This window comes from Enterobacter sp. T2 (assembly GCF_010692925.1).
In the GTDB taxonomy this organism is placed as follows: Bacteria; Pseudomonadota; Gammaproteobacteria; order Enterobacterales; family Enterobacteriaceae; genus Enterobacter; species Enterobacter kobei.
The window spans coordinates 433,483-450,550 of sequence record NZ_CP048736.1 but is presented as its reverse complement, the minus strand read 5'-3'; the positions used below and the strand labels follow the sequence as shown (position 1 = coordinate 450,550).

The following is a 17,068-nucleotide window of genomic DNA, read 5'->3' as shown; positions in this document are numbered from 1 at the left end:
ACACCCAAATATTTCTTATGATTAAATCTAGACTCATTCAGCGCATTTATTGTGTTCAATTAAACGCGTCGTGACAACCTTAACCGAAACATCGCACCCCGGGAGGCCCCATCGTGAGTTTATTCGACAAAAAGCATCTGGTTTCACAAGCTGATGCATTACCGGGACGCAACACCCCTATGCCTGTGGCGACCTTACACGCCGTGAATGGCCATTCGATGACTAACGTGCCGGATGGAATGGAGATCGCCCTGTTCGCCATGGGCTGCTTCTGGGGCGTTGAGCGCCTCTTCTGGCAGCTGCCCGGCGTGTACAGCACCGCTGCTGGCTACACCGGCGGCTACACGCCTAACCCAACCTACCGCGAAGTCTGCTCCGGCGAGACCGGCCATGCGGAAGCGGTTCGCGTGGTGTACGACCCTGCGGTGATTCGCTACGAGCAGCTTCTGCAGGTTTTCTGGGAAAACCACGATCCGGCGCAGGGTATGCGTCAGGGCAACGACCACGGCACACAGTACCGCTCGGCCATTTATCCGCTCACGCCTGAGCAGGATGCTGCCGCCCGCGCCAGCCTTGAGCGTTTCCAGCAGGCCATGCGGGAAGCGGGCGATACGCGTGACGTGACAACCGAAATCACCACCGCGAAACCGTTCTACTATGCCGAGGACGATCATCAGCAGTACCTGCACAAAAACCCGTACGGCTACTGCGGTATCGGAGGCATCGGCGTCTGCCTGCCGCCTCAGCTGGCCTGATCACCGTTCCAGCGCCACGCGAGCCGCGTGGCGCGTTGCATTACAGACCGAGCCGTAATCCATCACTTTTCCCTGCAACAGCAGGTTAAAGACCGGCGCCTGCGGTCGGTTAAGCCGCGTTTGCAGCAGGTGAACGGCTTCAATCCCCAGCTCCCGACAGGGCACCGTCACGCCCGTGACCGGTTTTTCCAGACGGTGCGCCAGGTTCCATGCAAAATCGGTCGTTATCAGTGAAATATCTTCCGGAACGCGCAGCCCGTGTCGGGTTAACGCCCTGACCACCCCTTCCACCATGCTGGTGCTGTTCGGGAAAATCACCTCCGGCCACTGCGATCTATCATGGCTCATCAGCCACGCATCCAGAGCCCGCTCAGCCTCTTCGGCGGTAAACCACTCCGTCACGAGCAAATCACGCTGGGGATCAAAGCCCACGTGAAAATGGCGGTACGCCTCTTTAATGCCGTCCAGACGCGCGTAAAGCGTTTCTCGCCGCAGGCAGGTGAGCGTGAGCACACGCCGATGTCCCTGCTCAAAAAGATACTGCATGGCGGTAAACCCAATCGCCCGGTGATCGGGTGACACGGCATCAAGCTCCCGATCCCGGTCAACGGAATTAATTAACACGCAGGGCTTATTTAACGTGCTCGCCAGTTTAAATATGATGGAATCATCAGTCCCAATAATAATTATCGCGTTAATATTCTTCTGACTGGCCTTTTCCATAAATAATTTCACGTCGGCGTGCTGTTCTTCTAATCCACAGCAGCTCACCCACACATTGTGCCGCGCGCAGGCTTCAGTAATCCCTTTTGTGACTTCCAGATAAAAAATATCGCCACGTCCCTGAAAGGTTCTTTCTGGCGCAAAAACAGCGATACCGTTAATTAACAGTCTGCCGCTCGCCATGGACTCCAGTACGCCTAATTCTCTGGCAGTACGAACGATCGCCTCCCGGGCTTTATCGCTGGTATACGATTTGCCGCTTAATACCCGAGATACCGTACTGACGGAATAGCCCGTCAGGGCCGCAATCTCCTCCATTTTTAACCTGCCCGGCATAGTGTGACCTCGCTCTCATTCAGTTTTTGCAAATATTTGCAGAAACAGCCTTTTGATTTTAAAACCAAATTTCAGAAAGCCTGGAGATTACTTAATCACCTTGCGAGTATTCTCACAAAAACACATTGTCGCTGCGGCTCGCCTTTCCTATTTTCCGGTCATCACTTCTTTTCAACAGAAATTAAGGTGTGACATGGAGAAGGTACGTTTTGGCATTATTGGAATAGGTAATATCGGCACGGTCCACGCGCGCTATTTACTGGCGGGTACGGTCAGCGACGCGTGCCTGACGGCGGTTTGCGATAATGCACCGGAAAAGCATCCGGCCATTCGCCAGCTGGTCGGCAATCTCCCCGTGTTCAATGACGCCCAGGAGATGATCCAGAGCGGGCTTATCGACGCGGTGATTGTCGCGACGCCGCACTACGAGCATCCGCGCCTGTCGATGCTGGCGATGCGCAACGGCATTCACACCCTGTGCGAAAAACCGGCGGGGGTATACACGGCTCAGGTGCAGGAGATGAACGCCTGCGCCCGGGAGTGCGACGTGGTGTTTGGCATCATGTACAACCAGCGCCCGAACCCGCTTTATCAGAAGGTAAAAGACATTATCGACAGCGGCGAGCTGGGCGAGATCCGCCGCTCCAACTGGATCATCACCAACTGGTATCGTTCGCAGAGCTACTACAACTCCGGCGGCTGGCGCGCCACCTGGAAAGGGGAAGGTGGCGGCGTCTTGCTCAACCAGGATCCGCATCAGCTCGATCTCTGGCAGTGGCTGGTCGGAATGCCGGTCCGTCTGCGCGCGTTTTGCCAGTTCGGCAAACATCGCGATATCGAAGTGGAAGACGAGGTCACCGCCTATGCGGAGTACGCCAATGGCGCGACGGGCGTGTTTATCACTACCGTCGCGGAAACACCGGGGACCAACCGCCTGGAAATCGTTGGCGACCGCGGCAAGGTGGTCGTCGAAGAGGGGAAACTGCGCTACTGGCGGTTACGTGAATCCGAAACCGCCTTCAACGCCCGCTGGCAAAACGGTTTTGGTGAACCCGAATGCTGGGAGGTCTCCATCCCCGTCGCCCCGGAATGCAGCGAACATCACGTTATTACCGCCAATTTCTCTGCCGCCATTTTGCGCGGCGAGCCGCTGATTGCACCGGGTCTGGAAGGGATCCGCGGGCTTACGCTTTCCAACGCCATGCACCTCTCCACCTGGACAGACGACTGGGTCGACCTGCCGCTCAATGAGAAACAGTATCTGCGCCTGCTTCAGCAGCGTATTAGCACCTCAGTGGCTAAAGAGACCGCCAGCATCACGCTGGACGCCTCTGGCACCTGGTAACAGCGGAGAAACACGATGTTAAATGTCGCTATCGTGGGAACAGGGAATATCTCGCATAACCATATTCAGGGCTATTTGCAGTTTGGTCAGCGTTGCCGGATCGTCGCGCTGGTCGATATCTACCCGGAAAAAGCCCACGAGAAAAAAGCACGCTACGGCCTGACGGATGCCCGCGTGTACGCAAGCCACCAGCAGATGCTGGCGTCAGAGCCCGATGTGGACATCGTCGATGTCTGTACGCCGCCCTATGTTCACGCGGAGATCAGCATTGATGCCCTGCGCGCGGGGTGCCATGTGCTGTGCGAAAAACCGATGGCCGCCTCGCTGGAAGAGTGCGACGCGATGATCGCCGCACAGCAGGCCAGCGGTAAGACGCTCTCCATTATCGCTCAGAACCGCTTTACCGATGCTTTCTGGCGCTTAAAAGCAGCGCTGGATTCCGGCCTCGCGGGGAAAATCTGCCATGCGCAGGTGGATTCGTTCTGGTGGCGCGGACACTGCTATTACGACCTGTGGTGGCGTGGCACCTGGGAAAAAGAGGGAGGTGGCTGCACGCTTAACCACGCGGTACATCATATCGACGCCATCCAGTGGATACTCGGCTTCCCGTCGGAGGTCGTGGCAATGATGACCAACGTGGCGCACGACAATGCCGAGGTGGAAGACCTTAGCACCGCGATCTTCAAATACCCGAACGGCGCGCTCACGCAGCTTACTGCCTCGGTGGTGCACCACGGGGAAGATCAGAAAATCATCATTCAGGGCGATAAAGCGCGTATCTCCGCGCCGTGGCAGGCCTTTGCCAGCGTCAGCGCCGATAACGGCTTCCCACAGGAAAGCCACGATCTGCCGCGAGAAGCGCAACTCAACGCGGTTTTTCACGACACCCGCAAACTCGAATGGACGCTACACAACGGGCAGATTAACGACCTGCTTTATGCCATTGAGCACGGCACGGCACCGTTAGTGGATGGCCTGCAGGGCAAGCGTTCCCTCGAACTGATTACCGCAATTTATAAATCAGCCATTACCCGCACCGTCGTCCCGCTGCCGATTCAGCGCGATGACCCGTTTTACCGTACCGGCGGGACGAACGCCCTCGCCCCCCGTTTTTATGAGAAGTCCGCAAGCGTGGCCAACTTCAGCGAAGTCGGTGCCATCCCCCTGGGAAAAGATCTGGATCGAGGAATGTCATCATGAACAAGAAAGACGGAATGAACTACGCCCCGGTAGGTAAACCGCAGCCGGTTGTCCGGGAAGGTGAATTTGTTTTTGCCGCTGCCGCACTCGACCACGGTCATATTTACGGCATGTGCAACGGCCTGATTGAAGCCGGCGCCACGCTGAAATGGGTGTACGACCCCGACCCGGCGAAAGTGGATAAATTCATCCAGCAATATCCGCAGGCCAACGTGGCGGCGTCGCTGGACGTGATACTCAACGACGACGAGGTGCGCCTGGTGGCGGGTGCCGCCATCCCGTCCGGGCGCTGTGCGCTGGGGCTGAAAGCGATGGCCGCAGGTAAGGACTATTTCACGGATAAAGCGCCGCTCACCACCCTTGAACAGCTGGCCGATGCCAAAGCAATGGTGGCGCAAACCGGGAAGAAATACGCGGTGTATTACAGCGAGCGTCTGCACGTAGAGAGCGCGGTCTTTGCCGGACAACTGGTGCAGCAGGGCGCGATTGGCCGCGTCGTGCAAACCCTGGGAACCGGTCCACATCGGGAAGGGACCGGTCGTCCGGAGTGGTTCTACGATCGTCGCGACTTCGGCGGCATTCTCTGCGATATCGGGAGCCATCAGATTGAGCAGTTCCTTTTTTATACCGGCAACAGCGACGCCTCGGTGGTGGCAAGCCAGGTTCGCAACGTTAAACACCCGCAGTATCCCGCCTTCGAAGATTTCGGCGACGCGATGCTGAAAGGGGAAAACGGTGCCAGCGGCTATTTCCGCTGCGACTGGTTTACGCCGGACGGGCTTTCAACGTGGGGCGACGGTCGTCTGACCCTGCTCGGCACCGAAGGCTATATCGAAATCCGCAAATATGTCGATTTAACCCGCGGCGAGCAGGATGTGGTTTACCTGGTGAACAAGGAGGGAGAATTCCGTTATCCCGTCGCCGGGCAGGTCGGGTTCCCGTTCTTTGGTGAACTGATCCTCGACTGCCTGCACCGGACCGAAAACGCCATGACGCAGGCGCACGCCTTCAAGGCGGCGGAGCTTTGCGTGAAGGCTCAGATGCTGGCCAACGCGACGGCATAACGGGAGGCAACGATGACGATCCTGAACACAGCGGTTATCGGTGCCGGCGCGATTCACCGCTGCCATGTGAATGCATTACGCCAGATCCCCAACGTCGCGCTGCGCGCGCTGGTGGACATCGACAGCGTTAAAGGACTGACGCTGGCGATGGCCTATCAGTGCCGTTTTTATCAGGATTACCGGGAAATGCTGCTGGATGATGCCATCGACGTGGTCCATATCTGTACGCCGCATTTCGAGCATAAACGTATGATTCTGGCGGCGCTCGCCGCCGGGAAGCATGTGTTCTGCGAAAAACCGGTGGGGATGAACAGCAGTGAATTCGGCGATATCGTCCAGGCCGTCGAGCAGGCGCCGGGCCTGCTCGGCGTTTGCTATCAGAACCGGCTCAATCCCACCAGCCTGCGCATCCGACAGGAGTTAAGCGAGGGCGGGCTGGGGAAGATGCTCGGCATGAAAGCGGTGCTGACGTGGTCGCGGTCGGGCGCCTATTACACCGAAAGTCCGTGGCGTGGACGGCTGGCAACGGAAGGCGGCAGTCTGCTGATCAACCAGGCGATCCATACCCTCGACCTGATGCAGTGGTTCGCCGGCGGGGTCACGCGCCTGAAAGGCGTGGTGGAGAGCGGTGAGCTGGCGGACGTAACCGAAGGGGAGGACAGCGCAATGGCGACGCTGCACTTTGCTAACGGCGCGCGTGGCCTGTTTTATGCCAGCAACTGCAATACCACGGATTCCCCCCTCTGGCTTGAGATCCATTGCGAACGGGGTTCGCTGCTGCTCAATGACAACGTGCTCTGGCGCATTACCCCGGGCGAACGTCGCAAGCTGGCAACCGATGATTCTCCTGACGGCTCGGTCAAAAGCTACTGGGGGCTGGGACACCAGCAGGCGATCCGCCGTTTTTATCATGCCATTCATCACCCGGAAACGGACTACATCGATATCCATGCTGCCGGGAAATCACTCACCCTTGTGGAGGCCCTTTATCGCTCATCTCAATTAAAAAAATGGATAGATATCAATAATTAGAACGTAATGTGTCGTCCAGCAGTAAATAAAAAAACGACCTGAAACACAGGTTAATCATTACCCTACACTGGATATTATTATGGTCAAACCAACTGAACGTAGAGTTGGTTACGGCGTAGCGCTTGGCTACGGCGTAACCGATCTGTTTGGCGGGGGCGCTTTTGCCATTATCGGCACCTGGCTGCTCTTTTTTTACACCACCTATTGCGGACTCTCAGTGATTGAAGCGGGTTCAATATTCGCCATTGCCCGCGTTATTGACGCACTCCTCAGCCCCATTATGGGATACGTCACCGATAATTTCGGTGATACCTGGCTCGGACGTAAATTTGGCCGCCGCCGCTTCTTTTTATTACTCAGCTCACCGCTCATGTTTTTGTATGCCCTGCTGTGGCTGACGGACATGGGCTACTGGTACTACCTGGGCACCTATCTCTCGATTGAACTGCTGTCGGCGATGGTGCTGGTCCCGTGGGAAACGCTGGCAGCGGAAATGACAAACCGCTATGAAGAGCGTAGCCGCCTTTCCGGCGTGCGCATGATCTGCTCTCAGCTCGGGGGTTTCTTGCGGTTTCCGTCCCTGGCGTCATTATGCAGTTCACGGGTAAAGATAATCCGTTTACCTATACCCTTACCGGGCTGATATTTTCCTGCGTATTTTGCATTGCGGTATTTATTACCTGGTACACCACCTGGGAAGCCAAAGATGTGCAGCAGGAGTCCGATTTTAAAGTGGATAACCAGCGCAGCAGCGGGATACTCAATCACCTGAAATATCTGGTTCTGGATCTCTTTTCTTCATTCCGCATTCGCGCGTTCCGGCTGCATATCATTATTTATATCTTTTCGTTTACGGCGATGGACGTATTCGGTTCGGTCTTTACCTATTATGTCGTGTATTGCCTGAGCCAGGATGCGGCAGCGGTATCTGGCTGGCTGAGCATTGCGGCCTTCGCCTCGGTGCCGGGCACGTACGGGTTTATGCTGTTGCTGAACCGGCTGAATGTGACTCCTTCCGCCGCGCTCCGCCTCTCCTACGGCTGTATTTTCTGCGTGCTGGTATTCCTGTTTACAGTCTACCTTACCGAAACGCAGGTGCCGACACTGCTGTTCTCGGCGGTCTTTATCTTGCTGGGTGCCGCCCGCTCCGGTCTCTACTACATTCCGTGGAATATCTACAGCTTCATTCCGGATATCGACGAGATGGTGACGCAGCAGCGCCGCGAAGGGATTTTTGCCGGTGTGATGGTCCTGACCCGCAAAAGTACCGTGGCCATTGCCATCATGATTATTGGTCTGGTGCTGCAGGAGTCCGGTTTCGTGAAAGGCAGTGGCGCACAACCGGAAAGCGCGCTGGGGGCCATTATCGGCCTGATGATTTTTGCCACCGCGGCGCTTCTGGCGGTGAGTTTCTTCACTACCTACAAGTTTAAGCTCACCCGCGAGACGCATAAGTTGCTCCTCAAGGAGATTGCCCGACGGAAACTGGGCGGAGATTACCGCGACTGCGACGCCAGGACTCGGGTGATCATCAAGCAGTTAACCGGATACGAGTATGACCAGGTGTGGGGAGGCGACGCCACACGACAGACGGTGGGAAGCGCCCATTTATCTCCCGTGAAATAACCGCGCAGACCGGGCAGCACTCCACTGTCCGGTCTGTTTTTATGCCAAAATGTGACCTCTGGCAGATTTACATCTCTTTACGCTATACTACCCGCTGAAATAATCAGCTCAACGCTACGGGCTGACGTTCTACGTGTTTTCACACAAATGGTATCAATTCCCCTTCTGAGGATCTGGCGAGAAGCCGGATAAACTATGTTAAACAGTATTTTAGTAATACTTTGTCTGATTGCCGTCAGTGCATTTTTCTCGATATCGGAGATTTCGCTGGCCGCCTCCCGTAAAATCAAACTGAAGCTGCTTGCTGATGAAGGCAACATCAACGCCTCCCGCATTCTCAAAATGCAGGAGAACCCCGGCACCTTCTTCACCGTGGTGCAGATTGGTCTGAACGCGGTCGCCATTCTCGGCGGTATCGTGGGCGATGCAGCGTTTTCGCCGGCGTTTTACAGCCTGTTTGTGCAGTACATGTCCGCCGAACTGGCCGAGCAGTTGAGCTTTATTCTCTCCTTCACGCTGGTTACCGGCATGTTCATCCTCTTCGCTGACCTGACCCCGAAACGCATCGGTATGATTGCGCCAGAAGCTGTGGCTTTGCGTATCATCAACCCGATGCGCTTCTGCCTGTTCGTGTTCCGTCCGCTGGTATGGTTCTTCAACGGCCTGGCAAACGTGATTTTCCGCATCTTCAAGCTGCCCATGGTGCGTAAAGACGACATCACCTCTGACGACATCTATGCGGTGGTGGAAGCTGGCGCGCTGGCCGGGGTGCTGCGTAAGCAGGAACACGAGCTCATTGAGAACGTATTCGAACTGGAATCCCGTACCGTGCCCTCTTCCATGACGGGCCGTGAAAGCATTATCTGGTTCGATTTGCATGAGGATGAGCAGAGCCTGAAGAACAAAGTGGCACAGCATCCGCACTCTAAGTTCCTGGTCTGTAATGAAGATATCGACCACATCATCGGTTACGTCGACTCCAAAGACCTGCTCAACCGCGTGCTGGCAAACCAGAGCCTGGCGCTCAACAGCGGCGTGCAGATCCGCAACACCCTGATCGTGCCAGACACCCTGACGCTCTCGGAAGCGCTGGAAAGTTTCAAAACCGCCGGGGAAGACTTCGCCGTCATCATGAACGAATACGCGCTGGTGGTGGGGATCATTACGCTGAACGACGTGATGACCACGCTGATGGGCGACCTGGTGGGCCAGGGGCTGGAGGAGCAGATTGTTCAGCGTGACGATAACTCGTGGCTGATTGATGGCGGTACACCAATTGAAGACGTCATGCGCGTGCTGGACATCGACGAGTTCCCACAGTCCGGTAATTACGAAACCATCGGCGGCTTTATGATGTTTATGCTGCGCAAAATCCCGAAACGTACCGATTCGGTGAAGTTCTCCGGCTACAAGTTTGAGGTGGTGGACATTGATAACTACCGCATCGACCAGCTGCTGGTGACGCGCATTGACAACAAACCGACCGTGCTGGTGCCGCGGATGCCTGACGCAGAAGAGAAGGTGTCGGCGTAAGACCCATATACATCAACGGCTCCCATTGGGAGCCGTCTTTTTAACTACTGCATAGCACGTTGGTTAAGCCATCTCAGTTTGCAGACGCATAACCTGACGGTTGACTTCGGACATCACAGACAGGTGCTGTTTGTCCTTCACTTTTGGGATAAGGATCTTGCCCTTATCAAATTCAAAAGCGCCAACATCCTTGATGTACAACCGTCCACGGAACAGGATCTTCACGTACTTCGCCACTTGAAGCGGGTTGTAGCGTTGGAAAATTTTCATTCTTGTATCTCCTGCGAATCATACGCTCTTGCGGTGCCACAATCGGCCCGACTGTCCTGAGCGCAAATTTTGATGCCCAATGACTATAGACCAGAACTACGGTGTTACCCAGTGTGCATAAGTTTATTTACCGTTTGATTACAATTATTCAGAATAATCTTTGCAAAGCGTGACTGAGAGCAGTATAAGCCGTCGTTTTTTCATGGATATGTGCGTTCACCCGCAAACTGGCATTGGGATTGCGGGAAAACCACATTGATCGCACTTATGATTAAAAGCGTAAGACCAAGTGGTCGGATCACCTGCAAACAATAAGGAAACGCCATGACCCTACGTAACATCCTTGCAGCAGCTTGTCTGCTGCTGCCCCTGTGGGCTTGCGCTCACAACATTGAAAAAGGACAACGTGTCCCGCCAGTCGGCATTGCTGACCGGGGAGAATTGATTCTCGACAATGATAAGTTTAGCTATAAAGCCTGGAATAGCGCGCAGCTCGCAGGCAAAGTGAGAGTTGTACAACATATTGCCGGTCGTACATCTGCAAAAGAGAAAAATGCCAACCTGGTGGAAGCGATCAAGGCCGCAAAATTCCCGCACGATCGCTACCAGACCACCACGATTGTGAACACCGATGACGCGATTCCCGGCTCCGGGATGTTTGTGCGTTCAAGCCTTGAGAGTAATAAGAAGCTCTATCCGTGGTCGCAATTTATCGTCGACAGCAACGGAGTCACCCGTAAGGCCTGGCAGCTGGAGGAAGAGAGTTCCGCGATTATCGTGCTGGATAAGGAAGGTCGCGTCCAGTGGGTGAAAGACGGCGCGTTGACTCAGGAAGAGGTGCAGCAGGTCGTCGCCCTGCTGCACAAGCTGTTGGCTCAATAAATCGAGACGCGGAAGCCGGGGTTGAGGAAGGATTCACGCGGGGTATAGTCCAGTGGCTTGCCCTGCCAGTCATGAACATGCGCCCCGGCGGCCGCAGCAACCGCGTGCCCTGCCGCCGTATCCCAGACGTTAGTCGGCCCAAAGCGCGGATAAAGCTGCGCCTGTCCTTCCGCCACCAGGCAGAATTTCAGCGATGAACCAATCGACGTCGTCTGGTGTTCCCCCAGCTGCTGCAGGTACTCCTGCAGTTCACTGTCGCTGTGCGAGCGGCTAATCACCACCAGCGGTGGGCGCGCATCGCGCACCTGGATCTGCTTACGAACGCCGCACTCCTCCTTCCAGGCTTTACCTTCCGCCGCGCTGTACATCACCTTCATCACCGGGGCGTAAACCACGCCGAGCACCGCCTTTCCCTTTTCAATCAGGGCGATATTAACGGTGAACTCCCCGTTGCGCTTGATGAACTCTTTGGTACCGTCCAGCGGATCGACCAGCCAGTAGCGCTGCCAGTGCTGGCGTTCATCCCAGCTCTGCGGCGCTTCTTCAGACAGAACGGGGATGTCCGGCGTCAGCGCCTGTAAACCGTTCATAATGACCTTATGCGCAGCGATATCTGCCGCCGTGACCGGGGAGTCGTCCGCTTTACTGACGACCTCCATCGGTTTTGCACCGTCATACACTTGCATGATGGCATCCCCCGCATCCCGTGCGAGTTGACAAATTTTATCTAGCATTCTCCACCTCTTTGTTAACGCAGTGAGGTTAACTCATTGTTTTAGTTATATCGTAATGTGAACAATTCCGCTATCTGTGAAGCAATTCCGGTTTCAGTACGCTTTTTTCTGTCAGGATTCACATTTCTGTAAGCAACACGCTATAGATACATACTCTTTTGTGGCATGGATCGAAAAAAGGACTCCTCTGATGATTAAGTTTAGTGCAACGCTTCTGGCGACGCTGATTGCAGCGAGCGTGCAGGCGGCGACGGTAGATCTGCGTATTCTGGAAACGACCGATCTGCACAGCAACATAATGGACTTCGATTACTACAAAGATACCCCTACCGAAAAATTCGGTCTGGTCCGCACGGCAAGTTTGATCGATGCCGCGCGCGGTGAAGTGAAAAATAGCGTGCTGGTGGACAACGGCGATCTTATTCAGGGTAGTCCACTCGGGGATTACATGGCCGCGAAGGGGCTAAAGAAAGGCGAGATCCATCCCGTTTATAAGGCGATGAATACGCTGGATTATGCCGTCGGCAACCTGGGCAACCACGAATTTAACTACGGCCTGAAGTACCTGCACGATGCGCTGGCTGGCGCAAAATTCCCCTACGTTAACGCCAACATCATCGACGTTAAGACGCAGAAGCCGCTCTTTACCCCCTATCTGATTAAAGAGACCGAGGTTGTCGATCAGGACGGTAAAAAACAGACGCTTAAAATCGGCTATATCGGCTTCGTGCCGCCGCAAATCATGACCTGGGATAAAGCCAACCTCGACGGTAAAGTGACCGTTAACGATATTACCGAAACTGCGCGCAAATACGTGCCGGAAATGCGCGAAAAAGGGGCCGATCTGGTGGTGGTGGTTGCGCACTCGGGACTCTCCGCCGACCCGTATCAGGCCATGGCGGAAAACTCCGTTTATTATCTGAGTGAAGTCCCGGGCGTCGATGCGATCCTGTTCGGCCACGCCCACGCGGTCTTCCCGGGTAAGGACTTTGCCAGCATTAAGGGCGCAGACATCGAGAAAGGGACGCTCAATGGCGTGCCGTCGGTGATGCCGGGCATGTGGGGCGACCACCTTGGGGTGGTGGATCTGGTACTCAATAACGACGGCGGCAGCTGGAAGGTCACTCAGTCAAAAGCAGAGGCGCGTCCGATTTACGACGCTGCGGCTAAAAAATCACTGGCCGCTGAAGATAAAAAACTGGTCGACGTGCTGAAGCACGATCACGACGCCACCCGCGAATTCGTCAGCAAGCCGATCGGCCAATCCGCCGATAATATGTATAGCTTCCTGGCGCTGGTGCAGGATGACCCAACCGTTCAGGTCGTCAACATGGCGCAGAAGGCCTATGCCGAACACTTTGTTCAGGGCGATCCGGATCTGGCAAAACTGCCGGTGCTGTCTGCCGCTGCGCCATTCAAAGTTGGCGGGCGTAAGAACGACCCGGCAAGCTATGTCGAAGTTGAGAAAGGCCAGCTGACGTTCCGTAACGCCGCCGATCTCTATCTCTATCCGAACACGCTGGTGGTGGTGAAAGCGACGGGTAAAGAAGTGAAGGAATGGCTGGAGTGCTCTGCCGGACAGTTTAACCAGATCGATCCGAAGAGCAGTAAACCGCAGTCGCTGATTAACTGGGATAGCTTCCGAACCTATAACTTTGACGTGATCGATGGCGTGAATTATCAGATTGACGTTACCCAACCCGCGAAATATGACGGCGAGTGCCAGGCCATTAACCCGCAGGCCGAGCGCATCAAAAACCTGACCTTCAACGGTAAGGCGATCGATCCGAATGCCACCTTCCTGGTGGTAACCAATAACTACCGCGCCTATGGCGGTAAGTTTGCCGGTACGGGAGATAACCACATCGCCTTTGCTTCACCGGACGAAAACCGCTCGGTACTGGCGGCGTGGATCAGTGCTGAGTCGAAGAAGGCGGGCGAAATTCACCCGGCCGTGGATAACAACTGGCGCCTGGCACCGATCCACAGCGATACGAAACTGGATATCCGCTTTGAAACGTCACCGTCCGATAAGGCCGCCGCGTTCATTAAGGATAAGGCGCAGTATCCGATGAAGAAGGTGGCGACCGATGATATTGGCTTCGCGATTTATCAGGTTGACCTAAGCAAGTCGCGGTGATTGTGTCGGGTGGCGCTTCGCTTACCCGACCTACGAGATCGGGTAGGCCGGGTAAGGCGAAGCCGCCACCCGGCATGTCACGCCGCCCGATCGTCCCGATTCGCCATCACCTTCGGCGTATTCACCTCAATCCAGTCCGCCAGCGCAGCTACTTTCTCACTGACCTCAATCCCCATCGGCGTCAGGCTATACTCTACGTGCGGCGGCACAACCGGATATGACACGCGATCGACAAACCCGTCCTGCTCCAGCGCCTGAAGCGACTGGGACAGCATCTTTTCGCTTACCCCGCCCATTTTGCGGCGCAGATCGCTGAAGCGATGCGTTCCCTGACGCAGGGCCAGCAGAATCAGCACGCCCCAGCGGCTGGTAACGTGTTTGAGCACCTCCCGGGAAGGACACTGTTCCGCAAAGAGGTTGCCATCGCGCATTTGTTCGCTGAGTGTCGGTATCGTTGTTTTCATACTTACCTTTTTGTACGTACTTACTAAAAGTTAGCTATGGTGCTAGTGTGCCATAACACCAGACAAACACGAAGGAGATTCATCATGATTGCGATTACCGGCGCTACCGGCCAGCTTGGCCAATACGTTATTGAAGAACTGCTGAAAACGGTTCCGGCAAACGAGATTGTCGCCATTGTCCGTAACCCGGCGAAAGCCGACGCCTTAAGCCAGCAGGGAATTGTAGTTCGTCAGGCGGATTACACGAACGAAGCCGCCTTCACCGCCGCGCTGAGCGGCGTGGATAAGCTGCTGCTGATCTCCTCCAGCGAAGTCGGCCAGCGTGCAACCCAACATCAGAACGTCATTAACGCCGCCAAAGCCGCTGGCGTGAAATTCATCGCCTACACCAGCCTGCTGCATGCGGATCGCTCCCCGCTGGGCCTGCACGTTGAACACGTCGAGACGGAGAAAGCGCTGGCGGCGTCCGGCATTCCTTATGCCCTGCTGCGCAATGGCTGGTATACCGAAAACTATCTGGCAAGCGCGCCACCGGCGATTGAGCATGGCGTGTTTATAGGTGCGGCAGGCGAAGGCAAAATTGCCTCTGCCACCCGTGCAGACTACGCCGCCGCCGCAGCCAAAGTGATCGCTGAAGAGGGTCATGCTGGCAAGGTATATGAACTGGCTGGCGACCACGGCTGGACGCTGAGCGAGCTGGCGGCTGAACTCAGCAAACAGAGCGGGAAGCCGGTGACCTATCAGAATCTCAGCGAAGCCGATTTTGCCGCCGCGCTGAAGGGGGTGGGTCTCCCTGCGGGGCTGGCGGATATGCTCGCGGACTCCGACGTGGGTGCATCCAAAGGCGGCCTGTTTGACGACAGCCATACCCTGAGCACACTGATCGGCCGCCCGACCACGCCGCTGGCGGAGAGCATTAAAGCCATTCTGTAATTGTTACAGATTGGTTATTTTTTGTGGCATCCCCTCGGGTCATCTCTGATAATGAAGCGATGACCACGAGGAGGCTCAACGTGCAAGGCGTACCGGAACAGTTCATTGATGAGAGAGACAGCGCGCGCTTTCGCCATCTGGCGCAGGTGCCGGGCATCGAACTCTATCACGCGCATATTTCCCGCTACGCCTTTGAGCCTCACACCCATGAAGCCTTCGGGATCGGCACGATTGAAACCGGTGCCGAACGTTTTCGCTATCGCGGTACCCAGCACCTCGCGCCGGAGAAATCCGTCGTTACCATGAACCCGGACGAGATCCACACCGGGGAATCCGCCACCGAAGGCGGCTGGCGCTACCGGATGGTTTACATCGAACCTGACCTGCTGGAAGAGGTAACCGGCCTCCGGCACTGGTGGTTCAGCGAGGTGACCCGTTTTGACCCCCAGCGCTCGCAGCAAATCGGCAGGCTCATCTACGGCCTGTGGCATACGGACGATCCGCTGGCGCAAAAAGGATTATTGCTGGATCTGATTGAGACCTTTCAGCCCCTGGCCCATCACGCACCGGTGGTTCAGGAAGGTGCGCACCGCTTCGAACGTGTGCGCGAGTATCTGCATGACAACTATATGCACTCCCTGACGCTGGATGAGCTGGCCAACGTCGTTTCGCTCAGTCCGTATCATTTTCAGCGCCAGTTCAAAGCCCATTTCCACGTTACGCCGCACCAGATGCTGATGGCTATCCGCCTGTGGCGCGCCAAAGCGTTCCTCACCCACGGCATGCCCGCAGCTGAGGTCGCTGCGGCGACCGGGCTGACCGACCAGTCACATTTGACCCGGGCATTTACCCGCCGCTACGGCATTACGCCCGTGCGCTACCAGAAGCAGGTCACCCGGCGCTAATGCGCAATCTCATACAATACGCGCGCATTTGCCCCTCCTACACTGAGCGCAACGTGAAGCAATAGGGATGGAAAAATGATTAGTGGCGTGTTGTATGCCCTGCAGGCCGGGATGATGTGGGGGCTGATTTTTGTTGGCCCGCTGATCGTGCCCGAATACCCGGCAATACTGCAGTCGACCGGACGTTATCTGGCGCTCGGGCTGATTGCTCTGCCCCTGGCGTGGCTGGGACGCGCGCGCCTGCGTCAGCTTAGCCGTCAGGACTGGCGCACCGCGCTGGCGCTGACCATGATGGGCAACCTCATCTATTACGTTTGCCTGGCGAGTGCCATTCAACGCACCGGGGCCCCGGTCTCGACCATGATTATCGGCACGCTGCCGGTTGTCATCCCCATCTTTGCTAACCTGCTCTATAGCCACCGCGATGGCAAACTGGCGTGGCCAAAAATGGTGCCTGCGCTGTTGTGTACCGCCGTAGGGCTGATATGCGTCAATATTGCCGAGCTGCGTCATGGGCTGAAGGACTTTGATCTGTGGCGTTACGGCTCCGGCATTCTGCTGGCGTTCGTTTCCGTGGCGTGTTGGGCATGGTATGCCCTGCGCAATGCACGCTGGCTGCGTGAGAACCCGGACAAGCATCCGATGATGTGGGCGACGGCTCAGGCCCTGGTTACGTTGCCCGTTTCACTGCTGGGATATGTTGGGGCGTGCCTCTGGTTAGGCCATCAACAGCCCGATTTCGCCCAGCCCTTCGGACCCAGACCGTGGGTATTTGTTGCCCTGATGGTGGCGATTGCGGTGCTGTGTTCCTGGGTGGGCGCGCTGTGCTGGAACATTGCCAGCCAGAAACTGCCAACGGTGATCCTGGGGCCGCTGATTGTTTTCGAAACCCTGGCCGGGCTGCTTTATACCTTCCTGATGCGCCAGAGCGTACCGCCTGTATTAACGGCCTGTGGGATTGTGTTGCTGGTCGTTGGGGTGGTGATGGCGGTGAGAGCGAAGCCGGAAAAACCGAGGGTTGTGTCAGCATCAGAAGTGTGATTTTTGCCGGGTGGCGGCTACGCCTTACCCGGCCTACACGGAGCGATTTTGTAGGCCGGGTAAGCGTCAGCGCCACCCGGCACCA

15 protein-coding genes and 1 pseudogene are annotated in these 17,068 nt (G+C 56.1%); 12 read left to right on the top strand and 4 right to left on the bottom strand.

The features are described from left to right. Positions 1-113 precede the first annotated feature (113 nt). A complete protein-coding gene (msrA, locus tag G0034_RS02155; RefSeq protein WP_023336688.1) occupies positions 114-755 on the top strand; it encodes a peptide-methionine (S)-S-oxide reductase MsrA in 642 nt (213 codons plus the stop codon). Here msrA and G0034_RS02150 read toward each other — a convergent pair whose 3' ends face one another. Continuing rightward, positions 756-1,814, bottom strand: coding sequence for a LacI family DNA-binding transcriptional regulator (locus G0034_RS02150; RefSeq protein ID WP_176260914.1), 1,059 nt, complete (start codon positions 1,812-1,814; stop codon positions 756-758). A gap of 193 nt (positions 1,815-2,007) precedes the next feature. Between G0034_RS02150 and G0034_RS02145 the strand changes: the two genes are divergently transcribed. From G0034_RS02145 to paeA, 6 genes and pseudogenes are all read left to right on the top strand, one after another. Continuing rightward, positions 2,008-3,159, top strand: a complete 1,152-nt coding sequence (locus G0034_RS02145; protein ID WP_179120453.1) for a Gfo/Idh/MocA family protein — start codon at positions 2,008-2,010, stop codon at positions 3,157-3,159. 15 nt (positions 3,160-3,174) lie between these two features. Then, the gene (locus tag G0034_RS02140) at positions 3,175-4,359 is read left to right on the top strand and encodes a Gfo/Idh/MocA family protein (RefSeq protein WP_179120452.1); all 1,185 of its coding nucleotides are present in this window, start codon (positions 3,175-3,177) and stop codon (positions 4,357-4,359) included. Next, a complete protein-coding gene (locus G0034_RS02135; RefSeq protein ID WP_047027137.1) occupies positions 4,356-5,423 on the top strand; it encodes a Gfo/Idh/MocA family protein in 1,068 nt (355 codons plus the stop codon). The genes G0034_RS02140 and G0034_RS02135 overlap by 4 nt, the downstream gene beginning before the upstream one ends. Positions 5,424-5,435: 12 nt before the next feature. Then, on the top strand, positions 5,436-6,455 hold the full coding sequence (locus G0034_RS02130) for a Gfo/Idh/MocA family protein (protein ID WP_179120451.1): 1,020 nt from the start codon (positions 5,436-5,438) through the stop codon (positions 6,453-6,455). 79 nt (positions 6,456-6,534) lie between these two features. Further along, positions 6,535-8,081, top strand: a pseudogene (locus tag G0034_RS02125) (MFS transporter). Between the two features lie 195 nt (positions 8,082-8,276). Beyond that, positions 8,277-9,614, top strand: a complete 1,338-nt coding sequence (gene paeA, locus G0034_RS02120; protein WP_023338945.1) for a polyamine export protein PaeA — start codon at positions 8,277-8,279, stop codon at positions 9,612-9,614. A 63-nt stretch (positions 9,615-9,677) separates the two neighbouring features. On the opposite strand, the gene G0034_RS02115 is transcribed toward paeA, so the two are convergent. After that, complete coding sequence (locus tag G0034_RS02115) at positions 9,678-9,884, bottom strand: DUF1107 domain-containing protein (protein WP_003856054.1); 207 nt, start codon at positions 9,882-9,884, stop codon at positions 9,678-9,680. A 324-nt stretch (positions 9,885-10,208) separates the two neighbouring features. Here G0034_RS02115 and G0034_RS02110 point away from each other — a divergent pair, with 324 nt between their 5' ends. Then, entirely contained in the window at positions 10,209-10,766 is a 558-nt protein-coding gene (locus G0034_RS02110; protein ID WP_014882256.1) for a YtfJ family protein, read from the top strand. On the opposite strand, the gene cysQ is transcribed toward G0034_RS02110, so the two are convergent. Beyond that, the gene (gene cysQ, locus G0034_RS02105; RefSeq protein WP_014882255.1) at positions 10,760-11,500 is read right to left on the bottom strand and encodes a 3'(2'),5'-bisphosphate nucleotidase CysQ; all 741 of its coding nucleotides are present in this window, start codon (positions 11,498-11,500) and stop codon (positions 10,760-10,762) included. The genes G0034_RS02110 and cysQ overlap by 7 nt on opposite strands. 190 nt (positions 11,501-11,690) lie before the next feature. Here cysQ and G0034_RS02100 point away from each other — a divergent pair, with 190 nt between their 5' ends. Next, complete coding sequence (locus tag G0034_RS02100; RefSeq protein WP_087529975.1) at positions 11,691-13,640, top strand: bifunctional 2',3'-cyclic-nucleotide 2'-phosphodiesterase/3'-nucleotidase; 1,950 nt, start codon at positions 11,691-11,693, stop codon at positions 13,638-13,640. A 77-nt stretch (positions 13,641-13,717) separates the two neighbouring features. Here the strand turns inward: G0034_RS02100 and G0034_RS02095 are convergent, their stop codons facing one another. Next, positions 13,718-14,104 carry a winged helix-turn-helix transcriptional regulator gene (locus G0034_RS02095; protein ID WP_023331869.1) on the bottom strand — a complete coding sequence of 129 codons (387 nt, stop codon included), beginning with the start codon at positions 14,102-14,104 and terminating at the stop codon, positions 13,718-13,720. Positions 14,105-14,188: 84 nt separating this feature from the next. Between G0034_RS02095 and G0034_RS02090 the strand changes: the two genes are divergently transcribed. From G0034_RS02090 to G0034_RS02080, 3 genes are all read left to right on the top strand, one after another. Then, positions 14,189-15,037, top strand: coding sequence for an SDR family oxidoreductase (locus tag G0034_RS02090; RefSeq protein WP_014882252.1), 849 nt, complete (start codon positions 14,189-14,191; stop codon positions 15,035-15,037). A gap of 80 nt (positions 15,038-15,117) precedes the next feature. Beyond that, on the top strand, positions 15,118-15,942 hold the full coding sequence (locus tag G0034_RS02085) for an AraC family transcriptional regulator (RefSeq protein WP_023331867.1): 825 nt from the start codon (positions 15,118-15,120) through the stop codon (positions 15,940-15,942). A 75-nt stretch (positions 15,943-16,017) separates the two neighbouring features. Beyond that, positions 16,018-16,983 (top strand): DMT family transporter, encoded by a 966-nt coding sequence (locus G0034_RS02080; protein WP_179120450.1) that lies wholly within the window; start codon positions 16,018-16,020, stop codon positions 16,981-16,983. Positions 16,984-17,068 lie beyond the last annotated feature (85 nt).